This window comes from Haladaptatus caseinilyticus (genome assembly GCF_026248685.1).
In the GTDB taxonomy this organism is placed as follows: Archaea; Halobacteriota; Halobacteria; order Halobacteriales; family Haladaptataceae; genus Haladaptatus; species Haladaptatus caseinilyticus.
On the sequence record NZ_CP111036.1, the window covers coordinates 94,071 to 111,857 of the forward strand.

The 17,787-nt window shown below is 59.9% G+C and carries 23 protein-coding genes, 1 tRNA gene and 1 pseudogene; 13 read left to right on the forward strand and 12 right to left on the reverse strand.

Annotation, left to right across the window (positions count from 1 at the left end; translation table 11 throughout):
• Positions 1 to 7: 7 nt before the first annotated feature.
• Entirely contained in the window at positions 8 to 1,018 is a 1,011-nt protein-coding gene (locus OOF89_RS00565; RefSeq protein ID WP_266077585.1) for a PLP-dependent cysteine synthase family protein, read from the reverse strand.
• A 100-nt stretch (positions 1,019 to 1,118) separates the two neighbouring features.
• Between OOF89_RS00565 and OOF89_RS00570 the strand changes: the two genes are divergently transcribed.
• Positions 1,119 to 1,490: a thioredoxin family protein gene (locus OOF89_RS00570; protein ID WP_266077587.1), complete on the forward strand. Its 372-nt coding sequence runs from the start codon at positions 1,119 to 1,121 to the stop codon at positions 1,488 to 1,490.
• Positions 1,491 to 1,514: 24 nt separating this feature from the next.
• Here OOF89_RS00570 and OOF89_RS00575 read toward each other — a convergent pair whose 3' ends face one another.
• The gene (locus tag OOF89_RS00575) at positions 1,515 to 3,632 is read right to left on the reverse strand and encodes a thioredoxin domain-containing protein (RefSeq protein WP_266077589.1); all 2,118 of its coding nucleotides are present in this window, start codon (positions 3,630 to 3,632) and stop codon (positions 1,515 to 1,517) included.
• A gap of 80 nt (positions 3,633 to 3,712) precedes the next feature.
• Here OOF89_RS00575 and OOF89_RS24725 point away from each other — a divergent pair.
• From OOF89_RS24725 to OOF89_RS00595, 5 genes and pseudogenes are all read left to right on the forward strand, one after another.
• A pseudogene (locus OOF89_RS24725) lies at positions 3,713 to 3,796 on the forward strand (DUF7522 family protein); the annotation flags it as partial.
• A 173-nt stretch (positions 3,797 to 3,969) separates the two neighbouring features.
• Positions 3,970 to 4,134 (forward strand): DUF7522 family protein, encoded by a 165-nt coding sequence (locus OOF89_RS24730; protein ID WP_456071282.1) that lies wholly within the window; start codon positions 3,970 to 3,972, stop codon positions 4,132 to 4,134.
• Positions 4,135 to 4,206: 72 nt separating this feature from the next.
• Entirely contained in the window at positions 4,207 to 5,496 is a 1,290-nt protein-coding gene (purD, locus tag OOF89_RS00585; RefSeq protein WP_266077593.1) for a phosphoribosylamine--glycine ligase, read from the forward strand.
• A 69-nt stretch (positions 5,497 to 5,565) separates the two neighbouring features.
• The gene (locus OOF89_RS00590; RefSeq protein ID WP_266077595.1) at positions 5,566 to 5,862 is read left to right on the forward strand and encodes a DUF7344 domain-containing protein; all 297 of its coding nucleotides are present in this window, start codon (positions 5,566 to 5,568) and stop codon (positions 5,860 to 5,862) included.
• A 31-nt stretch (positions 5,863 to 5,893) separates the two neighbouring features.
• Positions 5,894 to 6,415: an acyltransferase gene (locus OOF89_RS00595; protein WP_266077597.1), complete on the forward strand. Its 522-nt coding sequence runs from the start codon at positions 5,894 to 5,896 to the stop codon at positions 6,413 to 6,415.
• A gap of 60 nt (positions 6,416 to 6,475) precedes the next feature.
• Here the strand turns inward: OOF89_RS00595 and OOF89_RS00600 are convergent, their stop codons facing one another.
• The 3 genes from OOF89_RS00600 to OOF89_RS00610 form a co-directional block, all read right to left on the reverse strand.
• A complete protein-coding gene (locus OOF89_RS00600; RefSeq protein WP_266077600.1) occupies positions 6,476 to 7,252 on the reverse strand; it encodes a mechanosensitive ion channel domain-containing protein in 777 nt (258 codons plus the stop codon).
• Positions 7,253 to 8,065, reverse strand: coding sequence for a diadenylate cyclase DacZ (dacZ, locus tag OOF89_RS00605; RefSeq protein ID WP_266077601.1), 813 nt, complete (start codon positions 8,063 to 8,065; stop codon positions 7,253 to 7,255).
• A 134-nt stretch (positions 8,066 to 8,199) separates the two neighbouring features.
• Positions 8,200 to 8,469: a DUF7111 family protein gene (locus OOF89_RS00610; protein ID WP_266079815.1), complete on the reverse strand. Its 270-nt coding sequence runs from the start codon at positions 8,467 to 8,469 to the stop codon at positions 8,200 to 8,202.
• Positions 8,470 to 8,569: 100 nt separating this feature from the next.
• Between OOF89_RS00610 and OOF89_RS00615 the strand changes: the two genes are divergently transcribed.
• Complete coding sequence (locus OOF89_RS00615; protein ID WP_266077603.1) at positions 8,570 to 8,860, forward strand: helix-turn-helix transcriptional regulator; 291 nt, start codon at positions 8,570 to 8,572, stop codon at positions 8,858 to 8,860.
• A gap of 220 nt (positions 8,861 to 9,080) precedes the next feature.
• On the opposite strand, the gene OOF89_RS00620 is transcribed toward OOF89_RS00615, so the two are convergent.
• Together OOF89_RS00620 and OOF89_RS00625 are read right to left on the reverse strand one after the other, a co-directional pair.
• Complete coding sequence (locus OOF89_RS00620) at positions 9,081 to 10,223, reverse strand: acyl-CoA dehydrogenase (protein WP_266077605.1); 1,143 nt, start codon at positions 10,221 to 10,223, stop codon at positions 9,081 to 9,083.
• A gap of 75 nt (positions 10,224 to 10,298) precedes the next feature.
• Positions 10,299 to 10,556, reverse strand: a complete 258-nt coding sequence (locus OOF89_RS00625; protein WP_266077607.1) for a hypothetical protein — start codon at positions 10,554 to 10,556, stop codon at positions 10,299 to 10,301.
• 128 nt (positions 10,557 to 10,684) lie between these two features.
• On the opposite strand from OOF89_RS00625, the gene OOF89_RS00630 reads away from it, so the two are divergent.
• Entirely contained in the window at positions 10,685 to 11,509 is an 825-nt protein-coding gene (locus OOF89_RS00630) for a hypothetical protein (RefSeq protein ID WP_266077609.1), read from the forward strand.
• A gap of 40 nt (positions 11,510 to 11,549) precedes the next feature.
• Here the strand turns inward: OOF89_RS00630 and OOF89_RS00635 are convergent, their stop codons facing one another.
• Positions 11,550 to 12,104 carry an NUDIX hydrolase gene (locus OOF89_RS00635; RefSeq protein WP_266077610.1) on the reverse strand — a complete coding sequence of 185 codons (555 nt, stop codon included), beginning with the start codon at positions 12,102 to 12,104 and terminating at the stop codon, positions 11,550 to 11,552.
• A 177-nt stretch (positions 12,105 to 12,281) separates the two neighbouring features.
• Here OOF89_RS00635 and OOF89_RS00640 point away from each other — a divergent pair, with 177 nt between their 5' ends.
• A complete protein-coding gene (locus OOF89_RS00640) occupies positions 12,282 to 12,470 on the forward strand; it encodes a DUF1918 domain-containing protein (RefSeq protein WP_266077612.1) in 189 nt (62 codons plus the stop codon).
• A gap of 29 nt (positions 12,471 to 12,499) precedes the next feature.
• Positions 12,500 to 12,919: an RNA-binding protein gene (locus OOF89_RS00645; RefSeq protein WP_266077614.1), complete on the forward strand. Its 420-nt coding sequence runs from the start codon at positions 12,500 to 12,502 to the stop codon at positions 12,917 to 12,919.
• Positions 12,920 to 13,481: 562 nt separating this feature from the next.
• On the opposite strand, the gene OOF89_RS00650 is transcribed toward OOF89_RS00645, so the two are convergent.
• Positions 13,482 to 13,566: transfer RNA gene (locus OOF89_RS00650), tRNA-Leu, on the reverse strand.
• Positions 13,567 to 13,652: 86 nt separating this feature from the next.
• Here OOF89_RS00650 and OOF89_RS00655 point away from each other — a divergent pair.
• Positions 13,653 to 13,973: a transcription initiation factor IIB family protein gene (locus OOF89_RS00655; protein ID WP_266077615.1), complete on the forward strand. Its 321-nt coding sequence runs from the start codon at positions 13,653 to 13,655 to the stop codon at positions 13,971 to 13,973.
• Positions 13,974 to 14,009: 36 nt separating this feature from the next.
• Here the strand turns inward: OOF89_RS00655 and OOF89_RS00660 are convergent, their stop codons facing one another.
• Both OOF89_RS00660 and OOF89_RS00665 read right to left on the reverse strand, forming a co-directional pair.
• Entirely contained in the window at positions 14,010 to 14,489 is a 480-nt protein-coding gene (locus tag OOF89_RS00660) for a phosphopantetheine adenylyltransferase (RefSeq protein ID WP_266077617.1), read from the reverse strand.
• Positions 14,490 to 14,539: 50 nt separating this feature from the next.
• On the reverse strand, positions 14,540 to 15,304 hold the full coding sequence (locus OOF89_RS00665; RefSeq protein ID WP_266077619.1) for a helix-turn-helix transcriptional regulator: 765 nt from the start codon (positions 15,302 to 15,304) through the stop codon (positions 14,540 to 14,542).
• Between the two features lie 94 nt (positions 15,305 to 15,398).
• Here OOF89_RS00665 and OOF89_RS00670 point away from each other — a divergent pair, with 94 nt between their 5' ends.
• On the forward strand, positions 15,399 to 16,304 hold the full coding sequence (locus tag OOF89_RS00670) for an FKBP-type peptidyl-prolyl cis-trans isomerase (RefSeq protein ID WP_266077621.1): 906 nt from the start codon (positions 15,399 to 15,401) through the stop codon (positions 16,302 to 16,304).
• A 44-nt stretch (positions 16,305 to 16,348) separates the two neighbouring features.
• Positions 16,349 to 16,978: a hypothetical protein gene (locus OOF89_RS00675; RefSeq protein WP_266077623.1), complete on the forward strand. Its 630-nt coding sequence runs from the start codon at positions 16,349 to 16,351 to the stop codon at positions 16,976 to 16,978.
• Here the strand turns inward: OOF89_RS00675 and OOF89_RS00680 are convergent.
• Positions 16,975 to 17,742 carry a hypothetical protein gene (locus OOF89_RS00680; RefSeq protein ID WP_266077625.1) on the reverse strand — a complete coding sequence of 256 codons (768 nt, stop codon included), beginning with the start codon at positions 17,740 to 17,742 and terminating at the stop codon, positions 16,975 to 16,977. The genes OOF89_RS00675 and OOF89_RS00680 overlap by 4 nt on opposite strands.
• Positions 17,743 to 17,787: the final 45 nt, after the last annotated feature.

A 17,787-nucleotide genomic window follows, 5' to 3' on the forward strand; every position in this document is an offset into this window, starting at 1 on the left:
CGACTCTTCAATCGAACATCCCGGTCGAGAGGTATCGTTCGCCGCTGTCCGGGAAGAGAGTGATGACGAGGGGACAGTCGTCGTATCCCTGTTCGACCCCGCCGTCGGACGTCACCGGAGATGGCGAGTCGAATTCACCGCCTTCCATCATCTCGCTCCATTCCTCGGGCATCTCCGGACAGTTGAGGTCGGGTTGAGCGAGTCGCTCGGCGACGCGGTAGGCGGCGACGCTCGCTGCACCGCTGGACTGACCTACCAGGATCCCTTCCTCGCGAGCGAGTCGGCGAGCCTCTTCTTCGGCCGCCTCCAACGAAACGGTCTCGACCGAATCGAGGAGGTCGGTGTCGAGGAGGTCGCTGACGAATCCGGGTCCCATGCCCTGATACTCGTCCTCGCCCGGCTCTCCCGTCGAGAGGACTGCGTTTCGTTCCGGTTCGACTGCGACAATCTCCATGTCGGGGTACTCCTCCAATAGGCGTGTTGCGGTCCCAGTGATCGTTCCACCCGTACCGACACCTGCGACGAGGGCGTCGATTTCCCGTCCCTCGACCTGTTCGATGATTTCCTCCGCAGTCGTTCGGTAGTGTGCCTCCGCGTTGGCTCGGTTTTCGAACTGCCCGAGTTGTATCGTATTCTCGGACTCGGTGAGTTCGTCCGCCCGTGTGCGGGCCGATTCCATGTTTCCACTCACGAGTTCGAGGTCCGCCCCGTACGCTTTGAGAAGTTGCCGACGCTCCGGGGATTTCGATGCGGGCATGACGATGGTGAGGTCGTAGCCTCTCGCCGCGCAGACGACGGCCAAACCGATACCCGTATTCCCGCTGGTCGGTTCGACGATTCGGTCGCCGGGTTGCAACTCGCCCGCCCGCTCCGCGGCTTCGACCATCGCCAACGCCGGACGGTCTTTGGCCGACCCGCCGGGATTGAACGACTCGATTTTCGCGGCGACGGTCGCACCCTCTGGCGAGCGCACGTGGACGAGCGGTGACCCCACGGCATCGAGGATGGACGATTTCATATCCGGCAAATACGGTTTCCACACCTAAACCCCTACTGGACTCCGGCAGGAGATGCCGGAAGAAAGAGTGGTTTATCGTGTCCCGGCCCAAGCCACGACTATGGAATCAACCGAACCAACACCGACGTGGGATGCGAACGCACACAGCGAGACCGTCAGCGCGATCGAAGCGGCCATCGGCGAAGTAACGTACCGGGTCTGGGGCGCGGACTGGTGTGTCGACTGCCGGAACGCACTCCCGGACTTCTTCGCCGCGTTGGACGCCGCAGGCGTCCCCGACGACCAAGTGCACGTATACGAGGTAGACCGAGACAAGAACGGCGAACAGACCGAGGAGTACGACGTGACGCTCATTCCGACCATCGTCGCGGAACGTGATGGTGACGAAGTCGCTCGATTCGAGGAGAGCGAACAACTCCCAGCCGCGGAGTTCGTCGCCGAAAAATTGCTCGAAAGCGACGTCTCTGCCTAGTACTCCCGACCGACCCCGTCGAATCTATTCGGGCGCGAGGTCGTCCGCCCACTCCAGCCCGGCGTCGATATCCGTTACCGGCGGTGAACAGGTGAACGACCGACAGACGTAGAGCGTCGGTTCGTCCTCTGCGTCCCTGTTCGCCCAAATCGATGGCACGTCGTCTAGTTTCAGTTTCTCACACCACTCCACGACACCCTCCTCCGTCGGCGGGCGACGCGCCAGAATCCGCGTCGGCAGATACGTTTCCGCGAGTCGACCGCGCCACGCTTCGGGGAGTTCGTCACCGGCGACCGTCAGTTCTAGCGACCCCGTGGCGTGACGGTCCGCGGCGAGCGTGAGCGTGGCGTACTGGAAGGGATTCGACTCGATGGTTTTCGCGTGGGTTTCGAGCACCGATTCGGCGACGTCGCCGAATCGGTCGTGCGGAGCGAACTCCGAGAGGGAGAGGAGAAGGTCCGTCGCGACCCCCAAACTCGACGGCGTGGACTGATCGGCGAGTTCCTGCGGGCGAGCGACAAGCCGCTCGCCGCTCTCGGGCGTGAAGTACAGGGTCTTTCGCTCGTCGTCCCAGAACTCGCGCACCATTGCCCGCGTGAGGTCGAGTGCGAACCCGAGATTGTCGGGATTGCCGGTTACCTGATACAGATCGAACGCACCCCGTGCGAGGAAGGCGTAATCTTCGAGATAGCCGTCGATCGCGACATCACCATCCTTGAACCGCCGCGAGAGCGTTCGGTCGTCGGCGTCCCACAGTCGTTCCCGAACGAAATCGAGCGCCGACTCGGCGAGGTCGATATACTGGGCGTCGAGAACGAGACCACCCTCCGCGAGCGCGGAAATCAGTAGACCGTTCCATCCCACGAGAATCTTTTCGTCCCGTAGCGGACGCTTGCGCTCTTCGCGCGCTTGGAAAACGTGTCTTCGGGCGTCGTCCAGTAGTTCCCGTACTTCGCTTTCGTGAAGGTCGTACTCGTCGGCGAGGTCCGGAACGCTTCCGTTCAGCGTAAGTACCGTCTTCCCCTCGAAGTTACCCGATTTCGTGATTCCGTACCGATCACAGAAAAGGTCGGCGGCGGTTTCGTTGTTCACTACGTTATGAATCTCGTCGGGCGTCCAGACGTAGAACGTGCCTTCCTCGCTTTCGCCCTCCTCGTCCTCGCTTCTGGCATCGAGCGTGCTGTAGAAACCGCCATCCGGATGGCGCATCTCCCGATTGAGGAATGCGAACGTCTCGCGGACGAGGTCGGCGTACCGTTCGTTGCCGGTGACTTGATAGCCTGCGAGATAGATTCGCGACAGCTCCGCGTTGTCGTAGAGCATCTTCTCGAAATGTGGAACCGTCCAACCCCGGTCGGTAGCGTAGCGGTGGAACCCGCCGCCGACGTGGTCGTACAGGCCGCCGTTCGCCATCGCATCGAGCGTTTCGACGGATACATCGGCAAACTGATTGGCACCGGTTCGGTCGAACGCTCGAAGGAGCACATCGAGCCGAGCGGGTTGTGGGAACTTCGGTCCACCCTGCCCGAACCCGCCGAATTCGCGGTCCGCACTCCTGACGACTTGCGAAGCCGCGCTGTGCAGTAGTTCGGAACTGGGTGCGTCGCCCGATTCCGGTGTCGATTCCAGTTCGCCCTCGATGGCGCTCGTCCACTGTTCGGCTCGATTTTCCATCTCCTCACGGTCGGTTCGCCACGAGTTACTGATGTTTTGCAGGAGGTCGATGAACCCGGGACGGCCCTGCCGGGAGCGTTTGGGGAAGTAGGTCCCGACGTAGAACGGCTTTCCATCCGGCGTGAGCCACGCCGAGAGGGGCCACCCCCCTCCGCCGGTGACTTGCTGGCAGATGCTCATGTAGATCGAGTCGATATCCGGTCGTTCCTCGCGGTCTACTTTTATCGGAACGAAGTTCCCGTTCAACAGTTCCGCCACGTCTTCGTCCTCGAAACTCTCCTCTTCCATCACGTGACACCAGTGGCAGGCCGAGTAACCGATGGAGAGGAAAATCGGCACGTCGCGCTCGCGTGCCGATTCGAGGGCGTCCTCGTCCCACGGTTGCCAGTGCACGGGGTTGTCGGCATGCTGGCGAAGGTACGGACTCTCCTCCTCGTCGAGGCGATTACTCCGCGTCGGGTCGCTCATGATCGGTGGTTGGCCACCGAATCACGTAAAGGTCCGGACTACCGCACGACTGATACTGACCGGAACCGTACTCTGTCAGCATGTCTGAAACGGGCATCGCGGACGAATTCGCTGACGAACTCGTCACGACCTGCCGGACTGGAGTCGGGGACACCCTTCGGAGCGTCATCTACTTCACACCGAAAGAGTTCGACCTGCTCTACCTCCGAAGCGATCTCTATGGGGGGCAACAAAGCTCGAGCACGGGAATTGAAACCCGTCTTCGTCGACAACAGCGACTCGGCTTCGAGACGAACAAGCGTATGGACGACTCGCGGAACGGGGTAGGGAACCGGCGATCGGTGAGTACGGATTCACCGTTCGTGCGTTCTCGGACGGTTTCGTCAGTCGCGTTATCGTCGGCGAGCACGGCGTTCTGCTGACCAGCGAGCAACTCCACATCGCCGACTTCGAGGAAGTAGCAGTTTCGCTTCGGAAGATGTTGACCGAGTACGACGAATAGTATCCACAGACGTGTATAGTTACATATTGGACAACGACAACCTTTACACTTCTGTGTCTATATTTTCCCGGTATGAGCGAAACCGTGCTGCTGGTCGGTGGCGGCGGTCGTGAACATGCGATCGCTCGGTCACTGGCAGACAGCGACGCCACACTCTACGCCTGTGCGGGTAATCGAAACCCCGGAATCGTCGACCTCACGGACGGCTTCGAAACGCTGGAGATCACCAATACGACGGCCGTCGTCTCATACGCGGAGGACGTAGACGCGACCCTCGCCGTCGTCGGGCCGGAGGCACCACTCGCAGCAGGTATCGTGGACGCGCTGGAAGATGCCGGAATTTACGCCTTCGGACCGTTCGAATCGGACGCCCGAATCGAGACGGACAAGGCATTCCAACGGCGGTTCATGCAGAACCACGACATTCCAGGCTGTCCGGACTTCGAGACGTTCGAGGATGTGGAGGATGCTTGTGCGTACATCGACGAATACGACGGCGACCTCGCGGTCAAACCCGCCGGACTGACGGGTGGAAAGGGCGTCAAAGTTATCGGCGACCAAGTGACCACCGAAGGGGCCAAAGAGTACCTCCGCGACAGCGACTATGACCGAGTCGTTCTCGAAGAACGACTCGTCGGCGAGGAGTTTACGGTCCAGGCACTCGTCGCCAACGGACAACTTCGCGTCACGCCTGCCATCCAAGACCACAAGCGGGCCTACGAGGGCGACGAGGGACCGAACACGGGTGGGATGGGAAGTTACAGCGATGCGAGCCTTGAACTCCCGTTTATGACGGAAGACGACTATCACGAGGCGGTGGACGTGCTGAAAGCCACCGTCGATGCCCTCGACGACTATCGAGGGGTTCTATACGGCCAGTTCATGCTCACCGCCGACGGCGTGACAGTCATCGAGTTCAACGCCCGCTTTGGCGACCCGGAGGCCATGAACACCCTGCCTGTGTTGACGACCGATTTCCTCGACGTGTTGGTCGCGGCCCGTGACGGGGACGATCTGCCGAAACTCACCTTCGAATCGCGAGCGACGGTATGTAAGTACGGAGTTCCTGCGGGCTATCCGACCGATCCTGAATCCGGTGCGAAATTACGAATAGACGAACAGAGCGCGGGCGACGCCACTCTGTTTTACGCCAGCGTGGACGAACGTGACGACGGTATCTACACGACTACGTCGCGTTCCTTCGCCGTCGTCGGACTCGGAGAGACCATCTCGGAGGCGGAAAAAATCGCGGAGGAGGCGCTCTCAGTTGCGGGTGAGGAGGGGTTGCATATGCGCCACGACATCGGAACCAAGAGCCTCATTCAGCGCCGCATCGACCACATGAAGGAACTGCGTAACTAAGCGTAGCCCCTCCTTACCTGAACTGTCAATCAGCCCATAACCAAGTCATACACCCCTGATACAATTCACATGGATACCGAACTGACGGTTGACCAAATATTCGACGCGCTCGGACATACTCATCGGCGGCACGCTATTTCGGCCTTGCTCGATTGTCGCGACGGCACGACCATCGCGGAACTCGCCGAGAAGACGGGTCGCAGAGCCGACGCAAATCCCGGACGAATCGAGACGGGGCTCCATCATTCGCACCTCCCCCGACTCGAAGGGATGGGTGTAGTGGAGTACGACATCGATGCTGGAACCGTGACGTTGACCGACGCCGCCACCGATCTCGAACCGTTCGTGGAACTGGCGGAAGAGTAAGTTCAAGCTATCAGGGCACAAATCCCGCCACGTGAGCGACGATACGACCCGCCGCCACGATCGAATCACGCACCATTCGACGCCGGGCGGTTTGAACTCCCTCCAGTACTGGACGACGGCCCGCAGTCCGCTTCGGGTCGCAATGCAGTACCTCGTTATCTGGCTCGTCCGGATCAACCCGAGCCTTCGGCTGAAGAACTGGCTGCTGCGACGAATCGGCGTCACGGTCGGACGGGGCGTGTCGTGGGGACTCGAATCGACGCCGGACGTGTTCTGGCCCGACCTCATCACCGTCGAGGATCACGCCATCATCGGCTACAACGCGACGATTCTCTGCCACGAGTTTCTGCAGGACGAGTACCGAACCGGCGAAGTCGTCATTGGCGAGCGAGCGATGATTGGCGCCGGGGCCGTCATCCTCCCGGGCGTCGAAATCGGTGCGGGGGCGCAAGTGGCCGCAAACTCGTTGGTGACCAGGGACGTTCCGCCGGGCGAGACGGTTGCGGGCGTCCCGGCGACGGCGATGTCGAGCGAGGAAGTGGATTCCGAGTAGGTTGGCTCGTCAGTGAAAACGCACGACTCTTTCGGCCCGGTAGATAGACCCTCCCGAGTATCAGTTCCGAAGCCGAACCGCGCCCTTTCGCATGACGAGGTGGTTCGGCAGGATGAACTCCTCGCCGTCGTTCTCGATATGGGTGACGAACATATCGACCTCTTGGACGATTCCCTGATTGCCAGCGACGCGGATCTCGTCGCCGATGCCGTAGGGCTGGTTGAGAAGGAGGTAGATTCCCGCCGCGGACGAACGGAGCAAGTCCCAGGACGCAACCGCGCCGAAAACGATGACGGCGAGGACGTACGCGCCGAAGAGCACGAGGAGTGTCAACACCGCGATACCGATTTGACTGAGCGCGATGAGTGTAGAGACGTAGACGATGCTATATTTGACGATTCGTGGGATGAGGCTTACTTCCGGGAGCTTGACGCTCCGAAGGCGTTCGCTGACCAGCAGTTCGGCTTTGTCGGCGATGACGAAGCCGACGATGAACACCAACGCCGCGACGAACAGTTGCGGTGTGAAGAGGATGATTTGCCAAAACAACTGCGTGCTAAGCGGCAACTCGGCGGTGTTCAGCGCGAGCAAAATCGCGACGCCGTAGATGAACCACGACGTGAGCCGAGCGATGAGCGACACCGTGGTGGTTCCGAGACTCCGAGCAGTACGCTCGAAGGGCGTTCCCTCGACGACTTCGTGAACTCCTGCAGCACGGAGAATACGTCGGTTCAGTCGGCCGAGAAGATATCCCGCGATGCCACCCACGACGAGAATGAGTATCGCGAGGACGATTCGGTATTCCTCACGGAGGAGTACTTGCCACTCGGGTTGCATCTAATACTCCTCCGGATCGAGTTCGAGAATGATTTCACCGCCTTTGAACGATCGGACGAGACCGTCGCTCTCGGAGAGAACGATGGCCGTGGCGTTCGTATCGCGGGTAATCGCACCTGCCGCCATATGTCGTGCACCGAGTCCTTTCGGGATATCGACGCCTTCTGCGGACGGTTCGAGATATCGGTAGGCAGAGACGATCTTCCCCGAGTCCGAGATGACGAACGCGCCGTCCAATCGAGAGAACTCCTTCAGCATGACGTTCACGATCGGGTCGCCAACGTGGACGTGCGACTTCTCGAACGGGTTGTACGAGAGCGGACGGGACTTGTTCATCACTTTTCCCGCGTCGCCGACGACGAACAGCGCGCCGACGGGTTTGCCTTTCTGTCCCTTTTTCCCCAACTCGATGGCGACTTCGAATACGTCGCGAATGACGCCGGGGTCGGCCCGCGAGTTGGCGAACAGGTCGTAGATTCCCGAATGGGCCTCCTCGTTCGCTCGAACACGGGTCGCGGTATCGAGTCCGTCGCCGAACATGCTGGCGACACAGACGAGTTCGTCGCCGTCTTCAGCAAGTCCGTGGTCGATGGCCCCTTCGATACCGAACCTGATCCGGTCTTTGACGTTTTCGAACTCCAGCGGAAGTTCGACGAAATCACTCGCGCTGACGTGGTTATCGGGTGCGACGACCACCACGTCGGGGCCGTCCACGTCCGCGAACCGCTCGTAGTACGACCCGCTTGGAGAGAAGAGGAACACTGCGTCGACGCCTGCGACGAGGTCCTCGAGAAGTTCGCTCAGCTCGGTCATTATAGAAGGGCACTCAATCACCGGAGAAAAGGTTTGCGGGGGTATATGTCATCGCCCATCCCTATTTGTGGAGCTGTCATCCATCACGGACTGCTACGGTTTTCGCGGTTCGAAAACGCGATCAGTAACTAGGGTCACATACCCATGTCCGCAGCGGGTTCGGGAACGGGCAGATCGCCGGGGGGGACCCCGAGCAGTTCCGCCGCGTGGTCGAGGGCCATGTCGAAACCGTAGTAGCGCTCGATTTCCGGACTCTCCGGGGTGTCTCTTACTTTGAGCATGCCGTATCCCTCGCGGTTCTGTGCGACCGCGGCAGTGTTCCCCTTCCGCGAAAATTCGAGGACGCGCTCGTGGTCGGTTTCGAAATACGTCGCCGCGATTCCGTTTTCCGAAAGCGTGGTCATGGACGGAGGTTCGAAGGCAGGACAGTCGAAGGTATCGGTTCGAGGGCGGAACTGGCGGGAAAGGGAAAGGCAGGTATCGTGGGGGCGTCTCGATCGCATCATGACGCGATGGCATCAGAGCGGCACCCGGCGCGACGTTTGTATCCTCCTCGCGGAGGGTGGTGAACTCCGCGGGCAGCGACTCAAATCCCGACTCGAATCGCACTACGACAAGCAACTCGACCCCAAGCGATTCTACAACACGCTGAGCAGGCTGGTCGAGAGCGGGCACGTCGAGAAACGAGTCGAAGGGCTGTACGACGTGTATTCGCTGACCGAGGTAGGGGAAAAACGATTGTCGGACCAGTTCGAATGGATGCGAGGAAAGGTTGAACGTTCGGTATCAAATTGAGATTCGGAGTGGCGCGTGCATCGGCAGGCCAGAGTGCGTTCCAAAGGACTGCCGACTATCACGCGGGGGATGACTGAACGAAAGGAGCGATGGAATCGGTTGGGGAGGACGTGGTGCGGTGTGTGGAGTCGTGACTTGCTACGACACCATACTATCGAACGGCAGTGAGCAAATCCCGGCTTCGAACGAAGCCCGCGAAAGGGCGGCCAACGTTCCCCGTTCAGTCCAGCATCTGGGCCGCGATCGTGTTCCGGAGCACTTCGCTCGTTCCCTCGTAGATCTCGTTCAGTTTGGCGTCGCGATAGTAGCGTTCCGCGTCGAAATCGGTGGTGTAGCCGTAGCCGCCGTGAATCTGGATGCCTTCGTTTGCGACCTCACGGGAGATTTCGCTGGCGTACAGTTTGGCCTGTGCGGCCTGTTTGATGTAATCCTCGCCGCGGATCTTGCGGTCCGCGGCCTGGTGCATGAGCAGTTTCGCGGCGCTGATTTTCGTGTCCATATCAGCGAGCTTGTGTTGGATGGTCTGGAAGTCGCTGATCGGGCGGTCGAACTGTTCGCGCTGTTGGGCGTATTCGAGCGCGTCGTCCCTCGCGGCCCGGGCCAGTCCGATACTACGCGCCGCGATGGTGATACGGCCGCCGTTCAGCGTCTTCAAGGCGTGGACGAACCCGCGACCCTCTTCCCCGAGCAGGCGGTCTTCGGGGATTCGCATGTCGTCGAATCGGAGTTCGGCGGTCGGACAGCCTTTGTCGCCGAGTTTGTGCTCCGTGCCCTCGACGAAGAAGCCGTCGTCCTCCCCGGGTCGGACGACGAACGACGAGATACCCTTGTTGCCCGCTTCGGGGTCGGTCTTGGCGAAGACGGTGACCGTCTCGGCGACCGAACCGTTCGAAATCCATAGTTTGCCGCCGTTCAGGACGTACTCGCTACCGTCCTGCTCCGCGGTGGTGTCCATCGCCGGTACGTCGCTCCCGGCACCGGGTTCGGATAGCGCAAAGGCACCGATGTCGGTTCCTTCGTTGAGCGGCGTGAGGAACTCCTGTTTCTGTTCTTCGTTGCCGAACTCGTAGAGCATGTTGCCCGCGAGGCTGGTGTGCGCCGCGACGATGGTGCCGAGGCCGCCAGAACCCCGCGAAATCTCCTCGAGTCCGATGGCGTAGGAGTGGTAGTCGAGCCCGGCCCCACCGTACTCCTCCGGGAAGGGCATTCCCATCAGACCGAGGTCGGCCATCTCGCTGACGAGGTCCGCGGGGAACTCGTCGGTTTCGTCGATCTCTGCGGCACGAGGCTTGATCTCCTCGTCAACGAACTCCGCGACCATGTCCCGGATCTGTTTCTGCTCTGCGGAGAGACTGAAGTCCATACTCGAAAATGCGGGTAGTAAATCCTTTACTTTTCCCATCGCCGCCCGATCCGGTCGTGTCGTCCTCGCGTGATCCTACCGGAACCGCTTGCGAAGGTCGTCTATCGTGATCGCGCCCTGCACGAGGTACGACAGTTTGCGGTGTTTCGGCGCGATCGTCGCCGCACCGAGCAAGATCGCACCTTTCATCGGCTGCCCCTTTCGGAAGGCGTTCCCGGCCTGTGCGAGCAGTGAAATGACGTTCAGTTTGTCCAGCGAGTTGTTTCCGGCAGGGGCGGCCGATGACAGTAGTCGGAAACCGGATTGCACGACGCCGAGTAGCGTTCGAAGCATAGACAGATAACAGGAGCTACAACACCCTAAAGATGCTGGGCGAACTCGAAAGTCCGTAAAAAGTCGCCGGTCGGAGGCCACGGTCGGCGTCCGAAACCGATTACCCGAACGAACCCAACTATCGAACCATGTATGGCGTGGTGACGCGGAACCCGGAAGAACTCGACTGGCCCGAATTCGAATGGGGATTCTACGAGATGAAGGACGTCACGGGACGTGCGACGGAACCAGTCGAATCTGGCGTGAACATGATATCCTGTTTCGGCGACAGCAATGCGGCCGCAAACGACCCATCGCTGGTCCCGGTGAGCGACGACGGCGAACTGGCGACCCGCGAGCAACCGTACTTCGATTGGGGATACATCTGCCCGACCCGAAAATCATACCGCGAAGGCTTGTTGGAGATGATTTCCGACGCCGCAGCGGCGAATTCGGACGTTCGATTGGACGACGTTGGCTTCCCGCGTGCGGAATACTGCCATTGCGACCAGTGCGAGTCGGAATTCGACAAAAGTGAGTACGACGACTGGCAGGCCTGGCGGGCGAACGTCATCACGGAGTTCGTGGCGGAAGCGACCGACCGAATACCCGGCAAAACGTATCTCACCCTCTACCCTGACCCGTATCCGGGACACCTGTACCGACGCGCTGGATTGGATTTGGACGCCCTTTCGGAGTACGTCGATGAGTTCGTCGTCCCGTTGTACGACATGGCCTACTCGACGACCTACTGGCTCGAAGTGATCGCGACCGGGTTCGAAGATGCCCTCGATGTTCCGTTCAGTATCGAACTGTACGCCGTAGACATCGACATCGATAACTTGATTCACGCGACGGAAGTCGCGGACGCCTACGCGAAGGACGTGTTTTTCGGATACGAATCGAGCAACGCTCGCGGCGCGATTCGACGGATGGACGCGGATTCGCGCGAAGGTGTTTCACACGGGAACTGAGCAGTCGAAGTCGAACGGATGCCGGATTCGTGGTCCGAAATCAGAACCGGCCGTCCCGCCACGCCAGCAGCTGTTCGCGGTCGCGAGTATTTTCGGGAAGGTCCACGAACCACTTCGCGTCGGTAATTTCTCCGTCGGGGTCTTCGACGGTCAGGCTCGTCGTTTCGGCCTGCGCTTCGAACACCGGAAGGATACCCCACGTCGAATAGTCCCCGCACCGAATCGCGGTCCGTGTAGCGATCGCCAACCCTTCGTAGGTGGCTTCGATGCCCGCCTCCTCACCCAACTCTCGCTCGGCCGCTTCACGATACGTTTCCCCGTCGTGGATACCGCCGCCGGGGAGGACCCACATATCGACACCGTCGTGCCAGACGAGCAGCAACTCTCCCGACGGTCGATACACTGCCGTGTGTGCGCCGTACGGTGCGCCGCTCTCGGACACCCTGCGGGCGAGCGTTCGGAACCGCCGTCGCGAAACCTCGTACGTGCGGGAGAACTCCAGAAACTGAGTGTGTGCGTTCGTTAGACCATGGTACGCCTGTTCGGCGCGTTGTTCCGCCTCGGTGGCGAGAAACCAGAGGTCATCGAGCGTCATCGCTCGCTCGGCATGAACGCACCTGTGGTCTCGTGAGAGGTGGCGTCTGCGCAGGCGGGCAAAAGTCCGCAACGAGTGTAATCATGTGCCACGGTATTTCGGCAATCGGAATAAGCCTTCGGTCACCGACATTCCCGAATCGGTCGCTTTTTACCACCGGACGGGTTACTCGGCGGTATGAGCTTCGAGGAAGACGACCACGTCATCCTGCACGACAAGCACAGCGATTACGACGGCGAAACGGGCACGGTCACCCAAGTCGTCGAGAGCATGTTCGGCGATGCGACGTACACGATTAGCTTCGACGACGGGCAGGAAACGGGAATCCCCGAGGACTCGCTCGAAGCCGTCGAAGACGAAGAGTAACTTTTCTTTCTCCGATTCGTACACCTATCATGGCCAGCGTCCCGTTCCACTACATCGACCTGCGAACGTTCTGTTACGCAACCGAAGACGACCAGCGCGTCGAAACCGCGCTGGACACCTATCTCCCCGACGAGTTCGAAATCCAGCGCATGGAAAGCGAGGGACACCACGGCGACCGCATCATCGTCCTTTCTGCACGTGTCGAGACCGCCGACGAGATGCGTCACGTTCTCGGCAAACTCCGCGAGCTCGGTGACATCGACCAAATACGCGACGAACTGGACCAGCGTGTGGATGATAACTGTTCGTTTTTCGTCTCGCTGGACAAACAGTCGGCGTACCGCGACACGGTCGAACTCGGTGAGGGGATCACCCTTCGCGCGAAAGTCGAGGCATACCCAGCGAAGAAAGAAGCCGCGGTCGACAACGCCCGCGAAGCCCTCGCTTGAGGGTTGATTTCGTGCGTCCGACCGCCGCTCGTCTTCGGTCGTGAAGCGGTAGTAATCCGTACTTAATTTACACCTTCTTCGAATAATCCGACACAAAGTATATCATGGTTCCCACTGTGTTGTTGGACGTTACCACGCGACGAGCGTGAGTGAGTATCATGCAAGAGTGTCCATACTGTAATTCTGAACTACTCGGCGGTAGTACTTCCCAAACGACTCGAAACGGAAACCCAACCGGTCACAAGAGTACCGGGACGGAAATGGTGTCGTGCCCGGATTGTGGCGGCGTTATCGACGGTTTCACCGCACATTAAACGCTCGGCGTGCTGAACGGCGACGATTTTTCCACGTTTTCACCGGTCGCTCTGCAGATCGTGACTCGCAGGATTCGAATCTGCTCGTCTCAGTCCTGCCGCTCGCGGGTTTGCTCGTCGCAAAATATACGGGACCGGCTTCGAACCACGCCGAGTCGTTCCGGATCGCTTCGCTTCCCGGGCGTGCGTCCCCTCTACGTCGAATCCGCTGAACACAGTCTCCGCTCACGAACGTCGTTCATTGAGAATGTGCGGGACCGGATTCGAACCGGCGGACCTCTACAGGACAGCGTCCTAAGCGCTGCGCCGTTGGCCTAGCTTGGCTACCCGCACGCAACATCAACTTTCGAACTCTGCGATAAGAACCTGTCGCTCTCGTCGGACGAGCGTTTATATCGGATGGGGCGCTACCTCGTGTCGTGTATCGGGCACGTGATCAAGTCGAAAACGAAGCGTGGCTTGCCGAACTCCAACAGGCCGCCGACCGTCTCGAACTCGAAACGAGGGCTCGCTCCCGTGCTGCCGACCTCTTCCTCACCACGATTTCCGACGTGGACGACCCAGAAGACAGGTCGAAACGCGCGGTTGCGGCGGCAAGCCTCTATGCCGGATCGCTCATCGAGGGCGACCAACGCTCACAGAAGGCGGTCGCCGACGCAGTCGGCGTCGCTCGCCTGACGATTCAACAGCGCTGGAAAACGATTCTCGAGGAAGCAGGACTTCAACCGCCGTCGTGGTAAACCGTTGCGGATGCGATGAATTAGCCGTACGATAGCTCAGCTACGTCCGTCGCGAGCGGGGGTCAGGTTACCGTGTTCGTCTATTTCTCCCTCGACGATTCGTGTACTGGAGATGATGTCACCGTCCTCCGCTTCGACGTGCGGGACGACCACGATTTCGAGCGAGCCGAACCCGCGTTCCTCCCGGATTTCGTTGATTCGCTCGCCGCCGTTTTTGGTTTCCGGCGAGACGATGAGAACGTCGAATTTCTCCTCAGTGGCGATACCGGTCGGTTCGGTCAGTTTTCGAACGTCGAATTCGCGGTCGTGTTCCTCGGCGAACGGCCTGAGTTCGGATTCGAGATCACGCTTTCGGTCCTCGAACGACCGAACGGTCCGGTCTACGTTACGGGTTTTCGGCGCGAGGTCGTCGCTCGTCAGTCCAACAGTTACGTCTCCGAGTTCGAACGCTCGCTCGAACAACGCCCGGTGACCATCGTGCACCGGGTCAAACGTCCCACCCAACGCCACGTCCATACTCCGGCGAATGGTTCGGCGTGGTTTATCACCTTCGGAACAACCCGCGGTCATCCGATGGCTGACGAACGATCACGATATCGCCGATACAGGGTCTCCGCCCACTCCAGGAACTCGGGATGGTCACATTCGAGCACTGCTTGGAGTTGTCCAGCGTCGTCGTACGCGCGCGCAAACGCCCACTCGTCGCCGATCGTAAGACCAAATTCGACCACTCCGTCGTGTTCGTAAATATCGATGACGCGGCTGACGAGTCGGAACTCGAGCGGGTTGCTCGACCGGGCGGTTTCGATTCGCCCCGGAGACATGATCAGTTCCGTCTCGACGCCCGATAGAACGAGTTCGGCGTGTGCATCGTGATACAACCGACTCAACACCGGGGCAAGCATCCGAATCGTTTCGGTTCCTCGTGTGCGCAATCGGTTCACGTAGTGGCTCACGGGTGCCTGTGGTTGGTCCGGGGATGCGGTAACGACCGTCGCGTCGGCAACCCACGCGAGGTCCGGCGCGTGGGTCGGGTCGGGGAGGTGTCTGAAGAAGGAATCGAACTCCGAAATCACACCGAGTGTTTCGACGTAGTTCGCGTGGGTTCGCGCGACGAGGTCGCCGCTGGTGGTGAGTTCGTAGACGCCGTTGCGTTTTTCTACCCACTCCCGCTCGGCGAACTCCGAGAGGTTCCGTTGAACGCTCCGGTGAGAAACGTCCGTTGCCTCCGCCACATCCCGCGGGGAGCCTGGCTGTTCACGAAGATGGGTGAGCAAGCGAAGTCGCTCCGGCGACCCCGCGAGGAACGCGACGCTCTCCGGCACATCCATCGGACGAAACTACTCGGAGGGGTGATGTAAACGTCCCCCTTCATCTCGCGGGCGAAACGTGATTCTTAAGGGGCGAACGGGTGTCGTTTCGTGTATGAGTGACGAACAAGAGGCAGAAGTAGCCGACGAAGAAGAGACAGAATCGCAGGACGGACTGCAAGAAGGGGACTTCATCAGTCTCGATTACACCGCGCGAACCGTCGAAGACGGTGACCTGGTGGATACGACGAGCGAAGACGTCGCCGAAGAGGAAGGCGTCGAAGCCGAAGGCCGAGAGTTCGGTCCGCGCACCATCGTTCTCGGTGCGGGTCACATCTTCGAGGATGTCGAAGAAGACATCTACGGCAAAGAGGCTGGTGCAGAGGGCGACGTGACGGTCGAACTCGCGTTCGGCGAGTACGACAACGAAGAGGTTCGAACCGTCAGCGCCGACAAGATTGATGAGGACGACCGCTACCCCGGTGCGCGCGTCAACGTCGACGGTCAGCAGGGCTACGTCGAGACCATCATCGGTGGGCGCGCGCGCGTGGACTTCAACCACCCGCTCGCAGGAGAGGACATCGAATACGAGTACGAAGTGCTCGAAGAGGTCGAAGACCAGGACGAGAAGGCCAAAGGCCTGTTCTCGATGTACATCGACGCCGACCTCGACATGTGGATTCAGACGGACGAAGTCGAGGAAGAGGACGAAGATGACGAAACCGAGACGGTCGAAAAGGAGACGCTCTACATCGAGGCGACACCACAGCTCTCGATGAACCAGCAGTGGATGTTCCAGAAACAGCAGATCGCACAGGACGTTATCGACCGACTCGACCTCGACCGTGTCATCGTCCAGGAGACCATCGACGGCGCTGGTGCCGGAATGATGGGCGGAATGGGCATGGGCGGCATGGGCGGTGCTGACCTCGAAGAAGCGCTCGAAGACGCCGACATCGACGAGGACGAAATCGTCGAGGAACTCGAAGCGGACGACGAAGCCGAAGACGTCGAAGAATAGTCCCCTACGCGAACAGTTTTTTGACAGGTCGACGACTATCGGGTATGCATACCCCGACGAGACTGTTCCATCTTCACTTCAACACGCCAGACGTACGAGGAGCGGAACGCCGACTGGCGAACTGCGGTCTACCGCTGAACAATCGGTTCGGCTACGTCGATGGCGAATTTCACGCGTTGGATGCAGACGACCGGGTTCCTGAGAATTTTCGCCTTCGTCTTCAGGACGCAGAGAGAGGCTATGCGAACATTACGCTCGCACCCGGACAACGTCCGCACTTCGACCATCTCGGACTTTGTACGAGTGCGTTCGATGTGATTTGTAACCGTGCCGAGGACGCGGGTTGGTCGGTTCGTGACCGGGATGGGAGACGAACGTTTATCATGACGCCGTGGCGTTTCCGGGTCGAACTACAACCGTATGGGAGCGACGTGGAGGACGCTCTCGGGGCGTGGGACGACGCACATTTCGAAACGGTCGAACTCACGATCCCGACTACGGACGAGGACGAGAACGCGACCCACGAATTCGAGAGCGTGTTCGGAGATGTCCCCGGGGTTATGATTCGACAGGGAGATGATGCTTGGATTCCCAGATTCCGACTGGCGGGTAGTGCGTTTTCAGACGATACGCGAACCACTGAGCCACGTATCGAAACAGCGGACCTGCTTTAGTCGTCCGAATTGGAACCGTTTTCGGGTGGGTTCGTCACGACGTCCTGACTCACCGTTCCCCTATCGACCTCGTTCGCCGACCACTCTCCAGCCGTCGCGTTTCGAACAGCCGCAGATTCGGCAGTTCCGTTCTGGATTACGACCGCGGGTCTCGGTGCTGAAGCGGGGTCCGTTACTCCAGGCCCCACGGGCGATCGGTCGGAGTCCTCCGGAACGTCCGTGTTCCGAACGGTCATGTTCCGTACGACCAACGTGTCGAGGTTCGAACCTTCTACGACGACGTTAGCGAGCACCGTCCGTTCGATGACGCGGTCCCTGACGCCCGGATCGAAGAGATCGCCTCCCGGAACGTCGAAGATGGTGCGGTTTCGGACGACGATCCGTCGTGCAGTCACGTTCCGCAAGGTCCCGTTGTCGATTTCGAGGGTGGCAATATCGACGTCTCGAAGGGTGACGTTCCGGCGAACCTCCCCGTCTGTCCGAAGTCTCCGAACGCGGACGGTATCGACGGTTGCGTTCCGTACCGTCACGTTTCGCAGTGCCCACGTTCGAATCGTCGTATTGTCGACGGATACCTTGTACTGTCCGAGTTGTCCAAACTGTTCGACGTGGCTGTTCGCTTGCACATCGGGTCCAAGGTTCGTTTTCGAACCCGGCTTTGAATCGACACTGCCCGCCAGCGGTAAAACTCCGGAGAAGACGAGGAGAAACGACAAGACGACAGCCGAAACGACTGCGCCGCGCCGGCCGATTAGGGTTCTCATACACGTCCACGAATTCGAGTGACGACATAAACCGGCCCGACCGTT